We start from the raw sequence: 15,019 nt of genomic DNA on the forward strand, positions 1-15,019 counted from the left end.
CCGCGGTCATCCTCGGCGGCATGGGCACCATCAGCGGCCCGCTCGCCGGCGCCACCCTGCTCTTCCTCATCCCGAAGAAGCTCGAATTCCTCTCCGACTACCAGCTGCTCGCCTTCGGCGCCGCCCTCATCGTCCTGATGCGCGTCCGCCCCGAGGGGCTCATCCCCAACCGGCGCCAGCAGCTCGAGTTCCACGAGGCCGCCATCCCGGCCCAGCCCACCGGCGACGCCGCAGCACTCACCAAGGCAGGGGCGTGACCAGCCAGATGACCACCACCACGGCCCGGCCCCTGCTCGAAGTCTCCAACGTCACCATGCGGTTCGGCGGCCTCACCGCCGTCAACGACGTCTCCCTCACCGTCGGCGAGGGCGAGATCATCGGCCTCATCGGCCCCAACGGCGCCGGCAAGACCACCTTCTTCAACTGCCTCACCGGCCTGTACGTCCCCACCGAGGGCGTCGTCCGCTACCGCGACACCGTCCTGCCGCCCAAGCCCCACCTGGTCACCCAGGCCGGCATCGCGCGCACCTTCCAGAACATCCGGCTCTTCGCCAACATGACCGTCCTGGAGAACGTCCTGGTCGGCCGGCACACCCGCACCAAGGAAGGCATCTTCTCCGCCATCCTGCGCGGCCCCGGCTACCACCGCGCCGAAGCCGCCAGCCGCGAGAAGGCGATGGAACTCCTCGCCTTCACCGGCCTCGCCGACAAGGCCGACCACCTCGCCCGCAACCTCCCGTACGGCGAGCAGCGCAAGCTCGAGATCGCCCGCGCCCTCGCCTCCGAACCGGGCCTCCTGCTGCTCGACGAGCCCACCGCCGGCATGAACCCCCAGGAGACCCGCGCCGCCGAGGAACTCGTCTTCGCCATCCGCGACCGCGGCATCTCCATCCTCGTCATCGAGCACGACATGCGCTTCATCTTCAACCTCTGCGACCGGACCGCCGTCCTCGTCCAGGGCCAGAAGATCGTCGAAGGCGACCGCGAGACCGTCCAGAACGACGAACGCGTCATCACCGCCTACCTCGGCGCCCCGCTCGAAGGCACCACCGCTCCGGAGGACCACCAGTGACCGCGCTCCTTGAGGTCGAGGACCTCCGCGTCGCCTACGGCAAGATCGAGGCCGTCAAGGGCATCAGCTTCACCGTCAACCAGGGCGAGGTCACCACCCTCATCGGCACCAACGGCGCCGGCAAGACCACCACCCTGCGCACCCTGTCCGGGCTGCTCAAGCCCACCAGCGGGAAGATCACCTTCGACGGCCAGGACCTCTCCGTCGTCCCCGCCCACAAGATCGTGTCCCTCGGCCTCGCCCACTCCCCCGAAGGCCGGCACATCTTCCCGCGCATGACGATCGAGGAGAACCTCCTCCTCGGCGCCTTCCTGCGCACCGACACCGCCGGCATCGCCGCCGACGTGGAACGGGCCTACGGCCTCTTCCCCATCCTCGGCGAGCGCCGCAAGCAGGCCGCCGGCACCCTGTCCGGCGGCGAGCAGCAGATGCTCGCCATGGGCCGGGCCCTGATGAGCCAGCCCAAGCTGCTCATGCTCGACGAGCCGTCGATGGGCCTGTCGCCGCTGATGATGCAGAAGATCATGGCGACCATCGTCGAACTCAAGGCCGGCGGCACCACCATCCTGCTCGTCGAGCAGAACGCCCAGGCCGCGCTGTCGCTCTCCGACCAGGGCTACGTCATGGAGACCGGCCGCATCGTCCTCACCGGGACGGGCGCCGACCTCCTCCACGACGAGTCCGTGCGCAAGGCCTACCTCGGCGAGGACTGACCCCGCGCAACGCTGAGGGCCCCGTCCGGGGGGACGGGGCCCTCAGTCGTTCCTCCTGGTACTACTCCCCCTGGGCCGCGTCCTCGGCCTTCTTGCGGTCCTGGGCCTCGCCCTCCTCGATGACCGCCTCGGCCACCGCCGCCATCGTCATCCGACGGTCCATCGAGGTCTTCTGGATCCACCGGAACGCGGCCGGCTCGGTCAGCCCGAACTTGGTCTGCAGCACGCCCTTCGCCCGGTCCACCAGCTTCCGGGTCTCCAGCCGCTGGGTGAGGTCCCCGATCTCCTTCTCCAGCGCCCGCATCTCGGTGTACCGCGACACCGCCATCTCGATCGCCGGCACCAGGTCCGACTTGGAGAACGGCTTCACGATGTACGCCATCGCGCCCGCGTCACGGGCCCGGTCCACCAGCTCCCGCTGCGAGAACGCGGTCAGCATCAGCACCGGCGCCAGGTGCTTCTCGTGGATCTGCTCAGCGGCCGAGAGCCCGTCCAGAACCGGCATCTTCACGTCGAAGATCGCCAGATCCGGCCTCAGCTCCTCCACCAACCGCACCGCCGTCTCGCCGTCGCCCGCTTCCCCGACGACGGTGTACCCCTCCTCTTCGAGCATCTCCTTCAGGTCAAGGCGGATCAGCGCCTCGTCCTCGGCGATCACAATCCGCGTGATCTGGGGCGTATCGGTCTCAAGCGGCTGTGCCTGCTCGTCGGCGGTGCTCACGGGGCTCCTAGTTCCGGCGGGGTACTGCATGCACGAGGGTACCTAGCTGCGCTCAACCGCGCTCACAGGGTATCCTTCACGGGCGCGAACTTGCCGGGTTGGTGGAAGGGCATACACGATCGCCTCAAAAGCGATTGCCCGAAAGGGCTTGTGGGTTCGAATCCCACACTCGGCACCAGAATTTTTCTTATATTCCCAGGCTGCGGGAAATTCACCCCATCTAGTGGATCAGACCTAAGACGTCCACCATCCACTTTGACTCGTCTCACTCTGGCGCACATGACCACAGTTTCCGTGCGCGAACAAGCTGTTCACCTACTCCGCCGAGGCACCGCAACGCCGAGGTTGCCCGCCGTCTCGGTGTCCCGAAGGGCACGGTCTCCTGGTGGAAGCACCAGGACCTCGCCAAGCGCAGCCAACTCCCCGACCGCAAGCGTTCCGCCTGCATGCACTGCTACGGCGACGAGTTGAACCGCCCCGCCTATGCCTATCTGCTCGGCCTCTACCTCGGCGACGGCCACATCCTGATGCCCAACGAGTACCGCCGAACGCAGAGCCTTCAGATCACCTGTGACGACCACTGGCCGGGAATCATGGACTCCGTCGAGCAGGCCATGCGCCAGGTCCTCCCCAACAACAAGCCCTGCCGGGTCCGGCGAACCGGCTGCCACGACGTCAAGGTCTACTCGAATCACCTGACCTGCTACTTCCCCCAGCACGGCCCCGGCAAGAAACACGAGCGCGTCATAGCCCTGGCGCCCTGGCAGCAGGAGATCGTCGACGCCCACTCGTGGGAGTTCCTGCGCGGCCTGATCCACTCCGACGGCTGTCGCATCACCAACTGGGCGACCCGCACGGTCAACGGCGTCAAGAAGCGCTACGAGTACCCGCGGTACTTCTTCACCAACACCTCGACCGACATCATCGGCCTCTTCACCGCCACCCTCGACGCCGTCGGCGTCCACTGGAAGGCCGCCGCCCGGTCCAACAGCGGCATCAACATCTCCATCGCCCGCAAGGACTCCGTCGCCCTCATGGACGCCCACATCGGCCCCAAGTACTGACAGCGGTGCGGCCCTTCCCCGGGAAGGGCCGCACCGTCGATGGCCGCTCAGTTGTCCAGGGTCCCCACGTGGTGGACGCGGACGAGGTTGGTGGAGCCGGCGAGGCCGGGTGGGGAGCCTGCCGTGATGACGACGATGTCGCCCTTCTGGCAGCGGCCGAGGGAGAGCAGTGCGGCGTCGACCTGCTCGACCATCTGGTCGGTGGTGGGGGCGAAGGGGCCGAGGAAGGTCTCGACGCCCCAGGTGAGGGCGAGTTGGCTGCGGACGGCCGGCTCGTAGGTGAAGGCGAGGACGGGGATCGGCGAGCGGTAGCGGGTCAACCGGCGTGCGGTGTCGCCGGACTGGGTGAAGGCGATCAGGTACTTGGCGTCGAGGAAGTCGCCGATCTCGGCGGCCGCGCGGGCGACGGCGCCGCCCTGGGTCCGCGGCTTGCTGCCGGTGGTGAGCGGCGGGAGGCCGGCGGCGAGGATGTCGGATTCGGCGGCCGCGATGATGCGGCTCATGGTCTTGACGGTCTCGACCGGGAACTTCCCGACCGAGGTCTCGCCGGAGAGCATCACCGCGTCCGTGCCGTCCAGCACCGCGTTGGCGACGTCGGAGGCCTCGGCCCGGGTCGGCCGGGAGGCGTTGATCATCGAGTCGAGCATCTGGGTGGCGACGATGACCGGCTTGGCGTTGCGCTTGGCGAGCTTGATGGCGCGCTTCTGGACCAGCGGGACCTCTTCGAGGGGCATCTCCACGCCGAGGTCGCCGCGGGCCACCATGATGCCGTCGAAGGCGTCCACGATGGCGTCCAGGTTGTCGACCGCCTGCGGCTTCTCGATCTTGGCGATGACCGGGACGTACCGCCCCTCCTCCGCCATGATCCGGTGCACGTCCTCGATGTCGCGCCCGCTGCGGACGAAGGAGAGCGCGACGAGGTCGGCGCCGGTGCGCAGCGCCCACCGCAGGTCGGCGACGTCCTTGTCGCTGAGCGCGGGGACGGAGACGGCGACGCCGGGGAGGTTGAGGCCCTTGTGGTCGGAGACGAGTCCGCCCTCGATGACGAGGCACCGCACCCGGGGCCCGTCCACCGAGAGGACCTCCAGGGTGACGCGGCCGTCGTCGACCAGGATGCGTTCGCCGCGGGAGACGTCGCCGGCCAGGCCGGGGTAGGTGGTGCCGCAGATGTCCTTGTCCCCCACGACGCCGTTGTCGGTGGAGATGGTGAACTCGTCGCCGCGTTCGAGAAGTACCGGCCCGTGGGCGAAGGTGTCGAGGCGGATCTTCGGGCCTTGAAGGTCGACGAGGACGCCGACGCTGCGGCCGGTCTCGTCGGCGGCCTTGCGGACCCGGCGGTACCGCTCCTCGTGTTCGAGGTGGGAGCCGTGGCTGAGGTTGAAGCGGGCGATGTCCATTCCGGCGTCGACCAGGGTCTTGATCTGGTCGTACGAGTCGGTGGCGGGCCCGAGGGTACAGACGATTTTTGCTCGGCGCATAGTGCTGAGAGTAGGCATTACCGGCGCGTAACCACGAGGCGGGTCCGGACCGCGGGATGACCTTTGCCGGAAGGCGAGTTGAACAATCTGACACATCCTCGGACCGGTGTGCGAGCACCGGTTCGGAAGCCCCGCGGGCGCTGCCCGTCGATGCGATTCCGTGAAGGGGTGTTAACCCGTAGTTCACCGTTGCTTCGGCTGGTGCTCCTCGCCCGGCGGGACGCTCGTCACCCCCGGGTGACCACCCGGACGGACGTAGCGGACGAGGGGAGCGTTCGGTATGAGACGTGCGCTGGTGATCCTGATGGCACTGGTCCTGGCGGGTGGGGTGACGTACGCGCTGTTCCCCGAGGGCGACGACGACAAGGACGTCGTCGAGGTCTCCGGCCTGATCGGCTCGGAGAAACGTGACTTCTTCCAGGATCCGCAGGTCGTCGCCGAGTTGGCCAAGCAGGGCCTGAAGGTGAACGTGGAGAGCGTCGGCTCCTGGCTGATGGACGGCGAGACGAAGCGGGACTTCGCCTTCCCGGCCAGCCAGCCGCCGGCCGACAAGCTGCGCGACGCGTGGGGCATCAAGGAGGTCCCGGTCCAGCCGTTCTACTCCCCGCTGGTGATCCTCGCGCACCGGCCGGTGGCGGACGTCCTGAGGCAGAACAACCTGGCCACGCTGGACGAGTCCACCGGGCTGTGGACGTTCAGGATGGACGCCTACGTGGCCGCTCTGAAGGCCGGCAGCACCTGGCCCGATCTCACCGGCGCGAAGGACCACGCGGAGCTGAAGGGCCCGGTGTTCCTCACCACCACCGACCCGGAGACCAGCTCCTCGGGCGCGCTGCACATCGCCCTGCTGTCCTACCTCCTGAACAACCGCCAGGTGGTCTTCGACCAGACCGGCATCGACAACACCAAGAAGGTGCTGTACACCGCGACCGCCCTCCAGGGCGGCCAGCAGAGCAGCAGCGACGAGCCGTTCAAGCGGTTCCTGGCCGGGGTCGGCAACCCGCTGGTGCTGGCCTACGAGTCGCAGGCCGCCGCGCTGGTGCTGAAGGGCGAGCCGACCGGCGACATGGTGGTGCTGTACCCGGACACCACCATCTACACCGACCACACCATCGTCAGCCGCACCGACAACGGCCGGAAGCTGGCCGCCCAGCTGCGCGACAACCCCGAACTGCGCCGGCTGGAGGCCCGGTACGGCTTCCGTCCGCAGGACGACCCGGACGCGTTCGCCGCGCTGGTCAAGGGCAAGACGCCCGCCTTCGCCCCGAACCTCACGGCCGCGAAGGTGAACCAGCCGCCGATCCCGGTGCCCGACGTCCTGACCAGGCTGATCAAGGCCGCCAAGGGAAAGGCCCAGTGAACGCCCCCGTGAATGCCCCTGCGAACAACGCCACGAACGACGTCACGAACGAAGCGACGAACGCCCCCGTGCGGCAGAAGGGTTGGCGCCTGCTCGCCGCCGCCCTGGGCACCGTCCTGGTGACGGTCACCGCCTGCACCTCCGACGCCACCCCGCCCGGCCCGAAGGTGACCGACCCACCCCCGCAGACCGCCCAGGCGGGCGTGCTGCGGGTCCTCGCCGGCAGTGAACTCCAGGACCTCGCGCCGATCCTGGAGGACGCGAAGAAGGCCACCGGGATCACCGTGCAGTTCTCCTGGACGGGCTCGCTGGACGGCGCGGACGCGGTCTCCAGCGGCCGGGCGGACGGCAAGTACGACGCCGTCTGGTTCCCGTCCAACCAGTACCTGCGGCTGGACGACACCGGGAAGTCCAAGGTGCTCTCCGAGACCCCGGTGATGGTCTCGCCGGTGGCGGTGGGCGTGCGCTCCTCGGTGCTCAACGAGCTCGGCTGGGGCGACGGTTCGAAGGTCACCTGGGCGCAGATCGGGGACGCCGCCTCGGCCGGGAAGCTGGCGTACGGGATGGCCGACCCGTCCCGTTCGAACTCGGGCTTCTCGACGCTGGTCGCGGTCGCCGCGGCCTTCTCGGGCGCGGGCGCCGCGCTGACCGAGGCGGACGTGCAGAAGGCCTCGCCGCAGCTGAAGCAGTTCTTCACCGGTCAGAAGCTCACCTCCGGCTCCTCCGGCTGGCTGGCGCAGGCCTACACCCGGGCCGAGCCCGGCAAGGTGGGGGCGCTGGTGAACTACGAGTCGGTGCTGCTCTCCCTGAACAAGACGCTCTCCCCGGACCAGCAGCTGACGGTGATCCGCCCGGTGGACGGCGTGGTGTCGGCGGACTACCCGCTGTCCCTGCTCGCCTCCTCGGCGCAGCGGGAGCGGGACTCCTTCCAGAAGCTGACCGCGTACCTGCTCAAGGAGGACGTGCAGAAGCGGATCTCGGAGACGACGCTGCGCCGCCCGGTGACCCCGGGGGTGTCCCCGGCGGCGGGCCTGCCGGCGGACCGGCGGCGGGAGCTGCCGTTCCCGGGCAGCCGGGCGGTGGCGGACGGGCTGCTGGCCTCGTACCAGAACGACCTGCGCCGGCCGTCCCGGACGGTGTACGTGCTGGACACCTCGGGGTCGATGGACGGGTCGCGGATCGCCGCGCTGAAGGCGGCGCTGAGCCGGCTGACCGGCGCGGACGACACCCGCGGGGTGCGCCGGTTCCGCAACCGTGAGGAGGTGACGCTGATCTCCTTCGCGTCGAAGGTGAAGTCGACGAAGACGCACGTGGTGCCGCCCTCCGGTAGCCAGCCGGGCCCGCAGGCGGAGCTGGCCTCGATCAACGCGGACGTGCAGTCGCTGTCGGCCTCGGGCGGGACGGCGCTGTACGACTCGCTGGAGGAGGCGTACCGGGTGATCCAGCGCCAGCAGCAGGCGGCGGGGGACGACCGGTTCACCTCGATCGTGCTGATGACGGACGGGGAGAGCAACGAGGGCGCCACGGACAACGACTTCCGGTCGTTCCACGCGGGGCTGTCGCCGGCGCAGAAGGCCATCCCGGTGTTCCCGATCAAGTTCGGGGAGGCGGCGGTGAGCCAGTTGCAGGGGGTGGCGGAGCTGAGCGGCGGGAAGCTGTTCGACGGGTCGGGTTCGCTGGACGGGGCGTTCGAGGAGATCCGTGGCTACCAGTGAGGGCGGCCGCCCGGGGGTGGGCCGGCGGGTGTGGCGGTACCTGGAGTCGACCAGGAACCTGGTGGGCTTCGGCGGCGCCATCGCGGGCGTCGGGCTGCACATCGCCGGGCTGGGCGGGTCGCTGTGGCCGGGGGTGGTGGTGGGGCTGTACGGCATCGGCGCGCTGCTGACGCCCGGTCCGAAGGACCCCGACGGCTCCCGGCAGCCCCCGAACCCGACCCCACAGCCGCCGGTACCGGAGGCCTCCGGGATCTCCGGCATCTCCGGGCTCTCCGGCATCTCCGGGGCCTCCGGGCTCTCCGGGGTCTCGGCCGGCTCCACGGCCCCGCCCCCCGCGCCGCGCCCCGACCCCGAGCTGGAGGCGCTGGCCGCGTACCTGGACTCGGCGGAGCTGCCGCCCTCGGCCAAGGTGGACGACCTGGTGGACGCGCTGCGCGCCGCCGGGTCGGGCCCGGTGGCGGAGCGGATCGTGCGGCACCGGCTGCCGGTCGCGGTCGCCGGCTACCTGCGGGCCCGGACCTGGCAGCCGTGGGCGGGCCCGGACGCGCCGGACCCGGAGGCCGAGCTCGCCCGGGAGGTGGACCGGCTGGCCGCCGACCTCGCCTGACCCACCGAAGCCGACCAAACCTGAGCTGACCTGACCTCGCCTGACCCGCCGAACCGCCGTCATACCACCCCGACCCCCGCCCACCCCGGTCACGAACGAGTCGCCAAGATCTCACCTGTTGGAAACGTCGGAGGGCTATCCATCGGCGGGGCCCGCACGGCAGACTTCTACGCGCGTTCCTCTACGCGCGTCACCGCGCTCACGCATGCCCCATGAACACCAGTTGACGGTCCATCCGCCCGTCAGTCCCCACCCGGGAGAGTCGTCCATGTCCCTGAACCGTCGTGACTTCGTCACCCGGTCCGCCGCCACCGCCGCCGGCGCCGCCCTCGTCGGCGGGACCGGCCTCGCCGCCGCCACCCCCGCCGCGGCCGCCGAGCCGGGCCCGGAGCAGGCGCAGGCCAAGGGCAAGAGCCACAAGCAGGCCTTCACCGTCATGGGCACCACCGACCTGCACGGCCGGGTGCTCAACTGGGACTACTTCACCGACGCGGTCTACGCCGACAAGGCGCACAACGCCGTCGGCCTCGCCAAGATCTCCACCCTGGCCAACCAGGTCCGCGAGGAGAAGGGCTGGAACCGCTGCCTGCTGATCGACTCCGGCGACATCATCCAGGGCACCCAGCTGACCTACTACTACGCCCGCGTCGAGCCGATCGCCACCGACGGCGACACCGTGCCCGACCACCCGATGGCCGTCGCCATGAACCTCATGGGCTACGACGCCGCCGCGCTCGGCAACCACGAGTTCAACTACGGCATCCCCACCGTGAAGGCCTTCGAGGACCAGCTGGAGTTCCCGCTGCTGGGCGCCAACGCCCTGCACGCCAAGAACGAGAAGCCGGCCTTCCCGCCGTACGTCATCAAGGAACTGCACCTGGGCGGCGGCCGCCCGCTGCGGGTCGGCATCCTCGGCCTCACCAACCCGGGCATCGCGATCTGGGACAAGGCCAACGTCACCGGCAAGATGGTCTTCCCGGGCATCGTGGAGACGGCGGCGAAGTACGTGCCGCGGATGAAGGCGGCGGGCGCGGACGTCATCGTGGTGTCGGCGCACTCCGGCATCGACGAGCCGACCACCTACGGCGACCAGCTGCCCTGGCCCGAGGACGCCTCGGGCGAGATGGCGGAGACCGTCCCGGACATCGACGCGGTGCTGGTGGGGCACACCCACAAGGAGGTGCCGCAGCGGCTGATCGTCAACAAGAAGACCGGCAAGACCGTGGTGCTCTCCGAGCCGCTGTGCTGGGGCCAGCGCCTGAGCTGCTTCGACTTCGAGGTCGAGCTCGTCGACGGCGCCTGGAAGGTCCTCTCGGTCTCCTCGCGGGTGCTGAACTCCAACACCGCCGAGGAGAACCCGGAGATCGTCAACGCGATCACCGACCAGCACAAGAAGGTCGTGGCGTACGTCAACCAGCAGATCGGCACCTGCAAGGCCGAGCTGTCGATCGCCGAGTCGCGGTTCCAGGCGACCCCGATCATCGACCTGATCGGCCGCGTCCAGGCCGACACCGTGAAGGCGGCCCTGGCCGGCGGGCAGTACGCCAACCTGCCGGTGGTGGCGCAGGCCGCGCCGTTCAACCGCACCGCGGTGATCCCGGCCGGCCAGGTCAAGCTGCGTGACGCGGCCGGCCTGTACATCTACGAGAACACCCTGGAGGCCCGCATCCTGACGGGTGCGGAGCTGAAGGACTACCTGGAGTTCTCGGCGAAGTACTTCTACCAGCTGGCCCCCGGCGCCGCGGTGGACAAGGAGAAGCTGACCGGCGCCGAGACCACGCCCGACTACAACTACGACTCGGTGTACGGGCTGAGCTACGACATCGACATCGCGCAGCCGAAGGGCCAGCGGATCGTCAACCTGTCGTTCCAGGGCAAGCCGATCGACCCGGCCGCCCAGTTCGTCCTGGCGGTCAACAACTACCGCGCCAACGGCGGCGGCAACTTCCCGCACGTGGCGAAGGCCAAGCTGGTCTGGTCGAACTCCGACGAGATCCGCAACACGATGATCGCCTGGGTGAAGGCCAAGGGCGTCATCGACCCGGCCGACTTCTTCACCAACTCCTGGCGCCTCGTCCGCGCCGGCCAGCCGGTGTTCTGATCGGTGCTCCCCTTCGAGGCGCCGCCGGGCTCGTCCGCCCGGCGGCGCCTCGCCGCGTGCGGGGCGGTGGAAGAATGGCGCCATGAGCGAGATCCCCGAGCGCCACGCGCGGTTGCTGGCGTACGCGCAGAGCCTGACGCCTCCAGCCGGGTGGAAGATCGAGATCTCCGGCGACGAGATCATCATGATGGCCGGTCCGTCCGTCATCCATCAGCGCAACCTCCTGCTCGTCCGCAGGCAGTTCGAAGCACACGAACCTGCCGACATGATGGCGAGCGAGAACACCGATCTCGCCTCGCCCAACGTGGGCAAGCTACGCAATCCCGACCTCACCTACGTCCCGCTCTCGGTGCTCGAGTCCGGCGGCAACGAGGTGCCCGCCGAGCAGGCCGCCATCGCAGTGGAGATCGTCTCCCCGTCGAACCCGGAGAACGACCTGGTCGGCAAGGTCCGTGACTACCCGCTGATGGACATCCCGCTGTACCTGCTGATCGACCCGCGCAACGGCGACATCACGCTCTACTCCGAGCCCTCCGCCACTGGCTACCACCAGCAGTGGACCGGCAAGTTCGGCGACCGGGTGCCGATCCCGGCCCCGTTCGACTTCGAGCTCGCCACCGACACCCTGCTCCGCTACCCGGTCTGACCCACTCGCTCGGCGAGACGATCGGACATCTGAGAGAGACTGGAGGATATTCAGCCGCTCACCCGCCCTCCCTATCGTTGAGTCATCGCGAACGGCCCCACGGGGGGCCTGGGTTGTGGACCGGACAGGGAGTGAGTGCGATGCGTGCGGTGGTGCAGCGGGAGGTCGGCGGGCCGGAGGTCCTGGAGGTCGCCGAGGTGGCGCGCCCGGAGCTGCTGAGCGGCGAGGTGCTGGTGCGGGTGAAGGCGGCCGGGGTGAACCCGGTGGACGTGGCGGTGCGGGCGGGCTGGTTCCCGCTGCTGGGCGAGCCGCCGTTCACGGTGGGCTGGGACCTCTCCGGGGTGGTGGAGGAGGCCGCGCCCGGTGCCCGGTACCGGGTGGGCGAGGAGGTGTACGGGATGCCGTTCTTCCCGCGCGCCGCGAACGCGTACGCCGAGTACGTGGCCGCGCCGTCCCGCCAGCTGGCCCGCAAGCCCGCCTCGATCGACCACGTGCAGGCGGCCGCGCTGCCGCTGGCCGCGCTGACCGCCTGGCAGGGCCTGGTGGACGTGGCGAAGGTCGACGAGGGGCAGCGGGTGCTGATCCACCGGGCGGCGGGCGGGGTCGGCCACTTCGCGGTGCAGATCGCCAAGGCCCGTGGGGCGTACGTGATCGCGCTGGCGAGCGAGCCCAAGCACGCCTTCCTCCAGGAGATCGGCGCGGACGAGGTGATCGACTACCGCACCACCGACTACACGGAGGCGGTCAAGGACGTCGACATCGTCTTCGACTCCTCCTCCGAGGGCACCCGCGCGCTGGAGGTGCTCAAGCCCGGCGGGGTGCTGGTGAGCATCATGGAGCACCGCGACCGGGAGCTGGCCGCCGCCGTCGAGGCCGCCGGACGGCGCTTCGCGGGCGTCTCGGTCGAGCCGGACTACGCGGCGCTGGAGGAGATCGCCGCCCTGGTGGACGAGGGCCGGATCCGCCCGCACGTCGCGCGGACCTTCCCGCTGGCCGAGGCCGGCCCGGCGCACGAGCTGGTGGGCTCCGGTACCGTCCAGGGCAAGGTCGTCCTCACCGTCGGCTGAGGAAGCGAAGGAGCGGGGCATTGGACATCCTGACCGAGGCACTGGGCTCGATGCGGACGGCGCACCCCGCCTCCGTCCGCACCGAGGGCCGCGCGCCCTGGGCCCTGCGGCTGCCGCCGGTGGTCGGGGCCGGGTTCCACGTCGTCCTGTACGGGACGTGCTGGCTGATCCCGCTCAACCCCCAGGAGCACGGCCCGGAACCCGGCGAGCCGGTGCCGCTCAGCCCGGGGGACGTGGTGTTCCTGCGGGACGGCCGCGGCCACATCCTCGCCGACCACCCGGACACCCCGCCGGTGTCGGCCGAGGCGTCCCGGGCGGACGACAGCCTGCCGATCGGCACCGTCTCGCTGGGCGGTGCCGGCGCCCGCACCAGTCTGCTGTGCGGCAACTACCACCTGGACCAGGGCCGCCCGCACCCGATGGTCCGCCAGTTGCCGGCCCTCATCCACCTCCAGACCCGGCACGGCCGCCACCCCGAACTGGCCGCCGCCGTCCAGCTGTTGGGCGCGGAGCTGGAGAACCCGCGGATCGGCTCGACCGGGATCGTGCCGGCCCTGATCGACTCGCTGCTGCTGTACATCCTGCGGGCCTGGTTCGAGGACCAGCCGCCCGCGACGGCCGCGGGCTGGGCGGCGGCGCTCGGCGACGCGGGGGTGGCCCCGGCCCTGGCGGCGATCCACGAGGCGCCGGCGACGGCCTGGACGGTGGAGTCGCTGGCGGAGCGGGCGGGGCTGTCCCGGGCGGCGTTCGCCCGCCGGTTCACCTCGATGGTGGGCGAGCCGCCGATGGCGTACCTCACCCGCTGGCGGATGACCACGGCGGCCCGGCTGCTGCGCGAGTCGGAGGCGCCGCTGACGACGGTGGCGGCCCGGACCGGGTACGGCTCGGAGTACGCCTTCGCGAAGGCGTTCAAGCGGGAGTTCGGGCAGGCCCCCGGCGGCTACCGCCGGGAGGCCCGCGCCGCGTGACCCGCCCGAACCCCGTTGCTAGGACCTTCAGGGAACGGAGCGTCAGAACGGGAACGCCGTCCGCCCGTGCTGGACGGAGATCCACTTCACCGTGGTGAAGGCGTCCACCGTGGACTCGCCGTTGAGCCGCCCGACCCCGGAGTTCTTCTCCCCGCCGAACGGCACCGCCGGCTCGTCCGCGATGGTCCCGTCGTTGACGTGGATCATGCCGGTCTCGATCCGGTGCGCGACCCGCACACCGCGCTCGACGTCGGCGGTGTGCACGGCGCCGCTGAGCCCGAAGGGGCTGTCGTTGGCGATCCGGACGGCCTCGTCCTCGCCGTCGAAGGGCACCACCAGTACGACCGGGCCGAAGAGTTCGCGCCGCAGGATCGGCGCGTCCTCGGCCAGGCCGGTGAGCACCACGGGCTCCATCAGGCTGCCGACCGTGCTGCCGCGCAGCAGCACGGTGGCGCCGGCCGCGACCGCCTGGTCGACCTGCGTGCCGATGTTGTCGGCCTGGACGGCGTTGATCAGCGGGCCGATCTGGGTGGCCGGGTCCTTCGGGTCGCCGACGGTGAGCGAGGCGACCTTGGCGACGAACTTCTCGGTGAACTCGGCCTCGATGCTGCGGTCGACCAGCACCCGGTTGGCGGCCATGCAGACCTGGCCCTGGTGGACGAAGCGGCTGAACACGGCGGCGTCGACCGCGTAGTCCACGTCGGCGTCGTCCAGCACGATCAGCGCGCTGTTGCCACCGAGCTCCAGCACCGTCCGCTTGAAGTGCGCGGCGGCGACGGTCGCGACGTGCCGGCCGATCTGGTCGGAGCCGGTGAAGGAGATCACCTTGGGCACGGGGTGCTCGATGAACGCGTCGCCGATCTCGGCGATGTCGGTGACCACGACGTTGAGCAGGCCGGGCGGCAGGCCGGCGTCCTCGAAGATCTTGGCGATCAGGGTGCCGCCGACCACCGGGGTCTCCTGGTGCGGCTTGAGCACCACGCCGTTGCCGAGCGCCAGGGCCGGCGCGACGGCCTTGAGCGAGAGGAACAGCGGGAAGTTGAACGGGCTGATCACGCCGACCACGCCGACCGGCAGCCGGTAGAGGCGGTTCTCCTTGCCGGGCGCCGGGGAGGGCAGCAGCCGGCCCTCGGCGCTCACCGACAGGTGCAGGCACTCCCGCAGCATGTCCTTGACGAGGCCGAGCTCGAACCCGGCCTTGAGCGCGGTGCCGCCGAGCTCGGCCATGATCGCCTGGACGATCTCCGGCTCGCGCTCCTCGACGATGCGCAGCGCCCGTTCGAAGACCAGCCGCCGGGCGTACGGATTGGCGGCGGCCCACACCCGCTGGGCGCGTTCGGCGGCCCGGTAGGCCTGGTCGACCTCGTCGACGGTGGCGACGGTGATGGTGGCGAGCTTGTCCCCGGTGTAGGGATCGACGTCGACGATGTCCCAGGAGCCGCTGCCGCTGCGCCATTCGCCGTCGATGTACTGCAGCGCCAAGTCGGAGAAGTACGACATCCGATCC

Annotated in this window: 13 protein-coding genes, 1 tRNA gene and 1 pseudogene; 12 read left to right on the forward strand and 3 right to left on the reverse strand. The window is 70.3% G+C overall.

The features are described from left to right. From ABTY15_RS18235 to ABTY15_RS18245, 3 genes and pseudogenes are all read left to right on the forward strand, one after another. Positions 1 to 257 (forward strand): annotated as a pseudogene (locus ABTY15_RS18235) (branched-chain amino acid ABC transporter permease); the annotation flags it as partial. Positions 258 to 265: 8 nt separating this feature from the next. Further along, positions 266 to 1,072, forward strand: coding sequence for an ABC transporter ATP-binding protein (locus tag ABTY15_RS18240; protein WP_350590976.1), 807 nt, complete (start codon positions 266 to 268; stop codon positions 1,070 to 1,072). Beyond that, the gene (locus tag ABTY15_RS18245) at positions 1,069 to 1,785 is read left to right on the forward strand and encodes an ABC transporter ATP-binding protein (RefSeq protein WP_350590371.1); all 717 of its coding nucleotides are present in this window, start codon (positions 1,069 to 1,071) and stop codon (positions 1,783 to 1,785) included. The genes ABTY15_RS18240 and ABTY15_RS18245 overlap by 4 nt, the downstream gene beginning before the upstream one ends. A gap of 61 nt (positions 1,786 to 1,846) precedes the next feature. Here ABTY15_RS18245 and ABTY15_RS18250 read toward each other — a convergent pair whose 3' ends face one another. Next, a complete protein-coding gene (locus ABTY15_RS18250; protein WP_350590381.1) occupies positions 1,847 to 2,536 on the reverse strand; it encodes an ANTAR domain-containing response regulator in 690 nt (229 codons plus the stop codon). Positions 2,537 to 2,598: 62 nt separating this feature from the next. Here ABTY15_RS18250 and ABTY15_RS18255 point away from each other — a divergent pair. Beyond that, positions 2,599 to 2,684 (forward strand) — tRNA-Leu (locus ABTY15_RS18255). Between the two features lie 268 nt (positions 2,685 to 2,952). Beyond that, a complete protein-coding gene (locus ABTY15_RS18260; RefSeq protein ID WP_502893530.1) occupies positions 2,953 to 3,570 on the forward strand; it encodes a helix-turn-helix domain-containing protein in 618 nt (205 codons plus the stop codon). 47 nt (positions 3,571 to 3,617) lie between these two features. On the opposite strand, the gene pyk is transcribed toward ABTY15_RS18260, so the two are convergent. Beyond that, positions 3,618 to 5,048: a pyruvate kinase gene (gene pyk / locus ABTY15_RS18265; protein WP_350590395.1), complete on the reverse strand. Its 1,431-nt coding sequence runs from the start codon at positions 5,046 to 5,048 to the stop codon at positions 3,618 to 3,620. A gap of 280 nt (positions 5,049 to 5,328) precedes the next feature. Between pyk and ABTY15_RS18270 the strand changes: the two genes are divergently transcribed. The 7 genes from ABTY15_RS18270 (at position 5,329) to ABTY15_RS18300 (ending at position 13,512) form a co-directional block, all read left to right on the forward strand. Beyond that, entirely contained in the window at positions 5,329 to 6,408 is a 1,080-nt protein-coding gene (locus ABTY15_RS18270; protein ID WP_350590403.1) for a hypothetical protein, read from the forward strand. A gap of 68 nt (positions 6,409 to 6,476) precedes the next feature. Further along, the gene (locus tag ABTY15_RS18275) at positions 6,477 to 8,123 is read left to right on the forward strand and encodes a VWA domain-containing protein (RefSeq protein ID WP_350590410.1); all 1,647 of its coding nucleotides are present in this window, start codon (positions 6,477 to 6,479) and stop codon (positions 8,121 to 8,123) included. Then, complete coding sequence (locus ABTY15_RS18280; RefSeq protein WP_350590420.1) at positions 8,110 to 8,730, forward strand: hypothetical protein; 621 nt, start codon at positions 8,110 to 8,112, stop codon at positions 8,728 to 8,730. Before ABTY15_RS18275 ends, ABTY15_RS18280 begins: the two co-directional genes overlap by 14 nt. A gap of 268 nt (positions 8,731 to 8,998) precedes the next feature. Continuing rightward, a complete protein-coding gene (locus tag ABTY15_RS18285) occupies positions 8,999 to 10,831 on the forward strand; it encodes a bifunctional metallophosphatase/5'-nucleotidase (protein WP_350590434.1) in 1,833 nt (610 codons plus the stop codon). An 82-nt stretch (positions 10,832 to 10,913) separates the two neighbouring features. Beyond that, positions 10,914 to 11,477, forward strand: a complete 564-nt coding sequence (locus ABTY15_RS18290) for a Uma2 family endonuclease (protein ID WP_350590448.1) — start codon at positions 10,914 to 10,916, stop codon at positions 11,475 to 11,477. A gap of 140 nt (positions 11,478 to 11,617) precedes the next feature. After that, entirely contained in the window at positions 11,618 to 12,544 is a 927-nt protein-coding gene (locus tag ABTY15_RS18295; RefSeq protein ID WP_350590469.1) for an NADP-dependent oxidoreductase, read from the forward strand. 20 nt (positions 12,545 to 12,564) lie between these two features. Beyond that, entirely contained in the window at positions 12,565 to 13,512 is a 948-nt protein-coding gene (locus ABTY15_RS18300; RefSeq protein WP_350590480.1) for an AraC family transcriptional regulator, read from the forward strand. A 42-nt stretch (positions 13,513 to 13,554) separates the two neighbouring features. Here the strand turns inward: ABTY15_RS18300 and ABTY15_RS18305 are convergent, their stop codons facing one another. Next, complete coding sequence (locus tag ABTY15_RS18305; RefSeq protein WP_350590503.1) at positions 13,555 to 15,012, reverse strand: aldehyde dehydrogenase family protein; 1,458 nt, start codon at positions 15,010 to 15,012, stop codon at positions 13,555 to 13,557. Positions 15,013 to 15,019 lie beyond the last annotated feature (7 nt).

Source organism: Kitasatospora sp. NPDC097643, from assembly GCF_040302625.1.
Taxonomy (GTDB): domain Bacteria; phylum Actinomycetota; class Actinomycetes; order Streptomycetales; family Streptomycetaceae; genus Kitasatospora.

What these genes read in the sequence shown, in the direction of transcription:
- ABTY15_RS18240 (WP_350590976.1), top strand. Translation starts at nt 266, where the DNA reads ATGACCACCACCACGGCCCGGCCCCTGCTCGAAGTCTCCAACGTCACC.
- ABTY15_RS18250 (WP_350590381.1), bottom strand. Translation starts at nt 2,536, where the DNA reads ATGCAGTACCCCGCCGGAACTAGGAGCCCCGTGAGCACCGCCGACGAG.
- ABTY15_RS18260 (WP_502893530.1), top strand. Translation starts at nt 2,953, where the DNA reads ATGCACTGCTACGGCGACGAGTTGAACCGCCCCGCCTATGCCTATCTG.
- pyk (WP_350590395.1), bottom strand. Translation starts at nt 5,048, where the DNA reads ATGCGCCGAGCAAAAATCGTCTGTACCCTCGGGCCCGCCACCGACTCG.
- ABTY15_RS18270 (WP_350590403.1), top strand. Translation starts at nt 5,329, where the DNA reads ATGAGACGTGCGCTGGTGATCCTGATGGCACTGGTCCTGGCGGGTGGG.
- ABTY15_RS18285 (WP_350590434.1), top strand. Translation starts at nt 8,999, where the DNA reads ATGTCCCTGAACCGTCGTGACTTCGTCACCCGGTCCGCCGCCACCGCC.
- ABTY15_RS18290 (WP_350590448.1), top strand. Translation starts at nt 10,914, where the DNA reads ATGAGCGAGATCCCCGAGCGCCACGCGCGGTTGCTGGCGTACGCGCAG.
- ABTY15_RS18295 (WP_350590469.1), top strand. Translation starts at nt 11,618, where the DNA reads ATGCGTGCGGTGGTGCAGCGGGAGGTCGGCGGGCCGGAGGTCCTGGAG.
- ABTY15_RS18305 (WP_350590503.1), bottom strand. Translation starts at nt 15,012, where the DNA reads ATGTCGTACTTCTCCGACTTGGCGCTGCAGTACATCGACGGCGAATGG.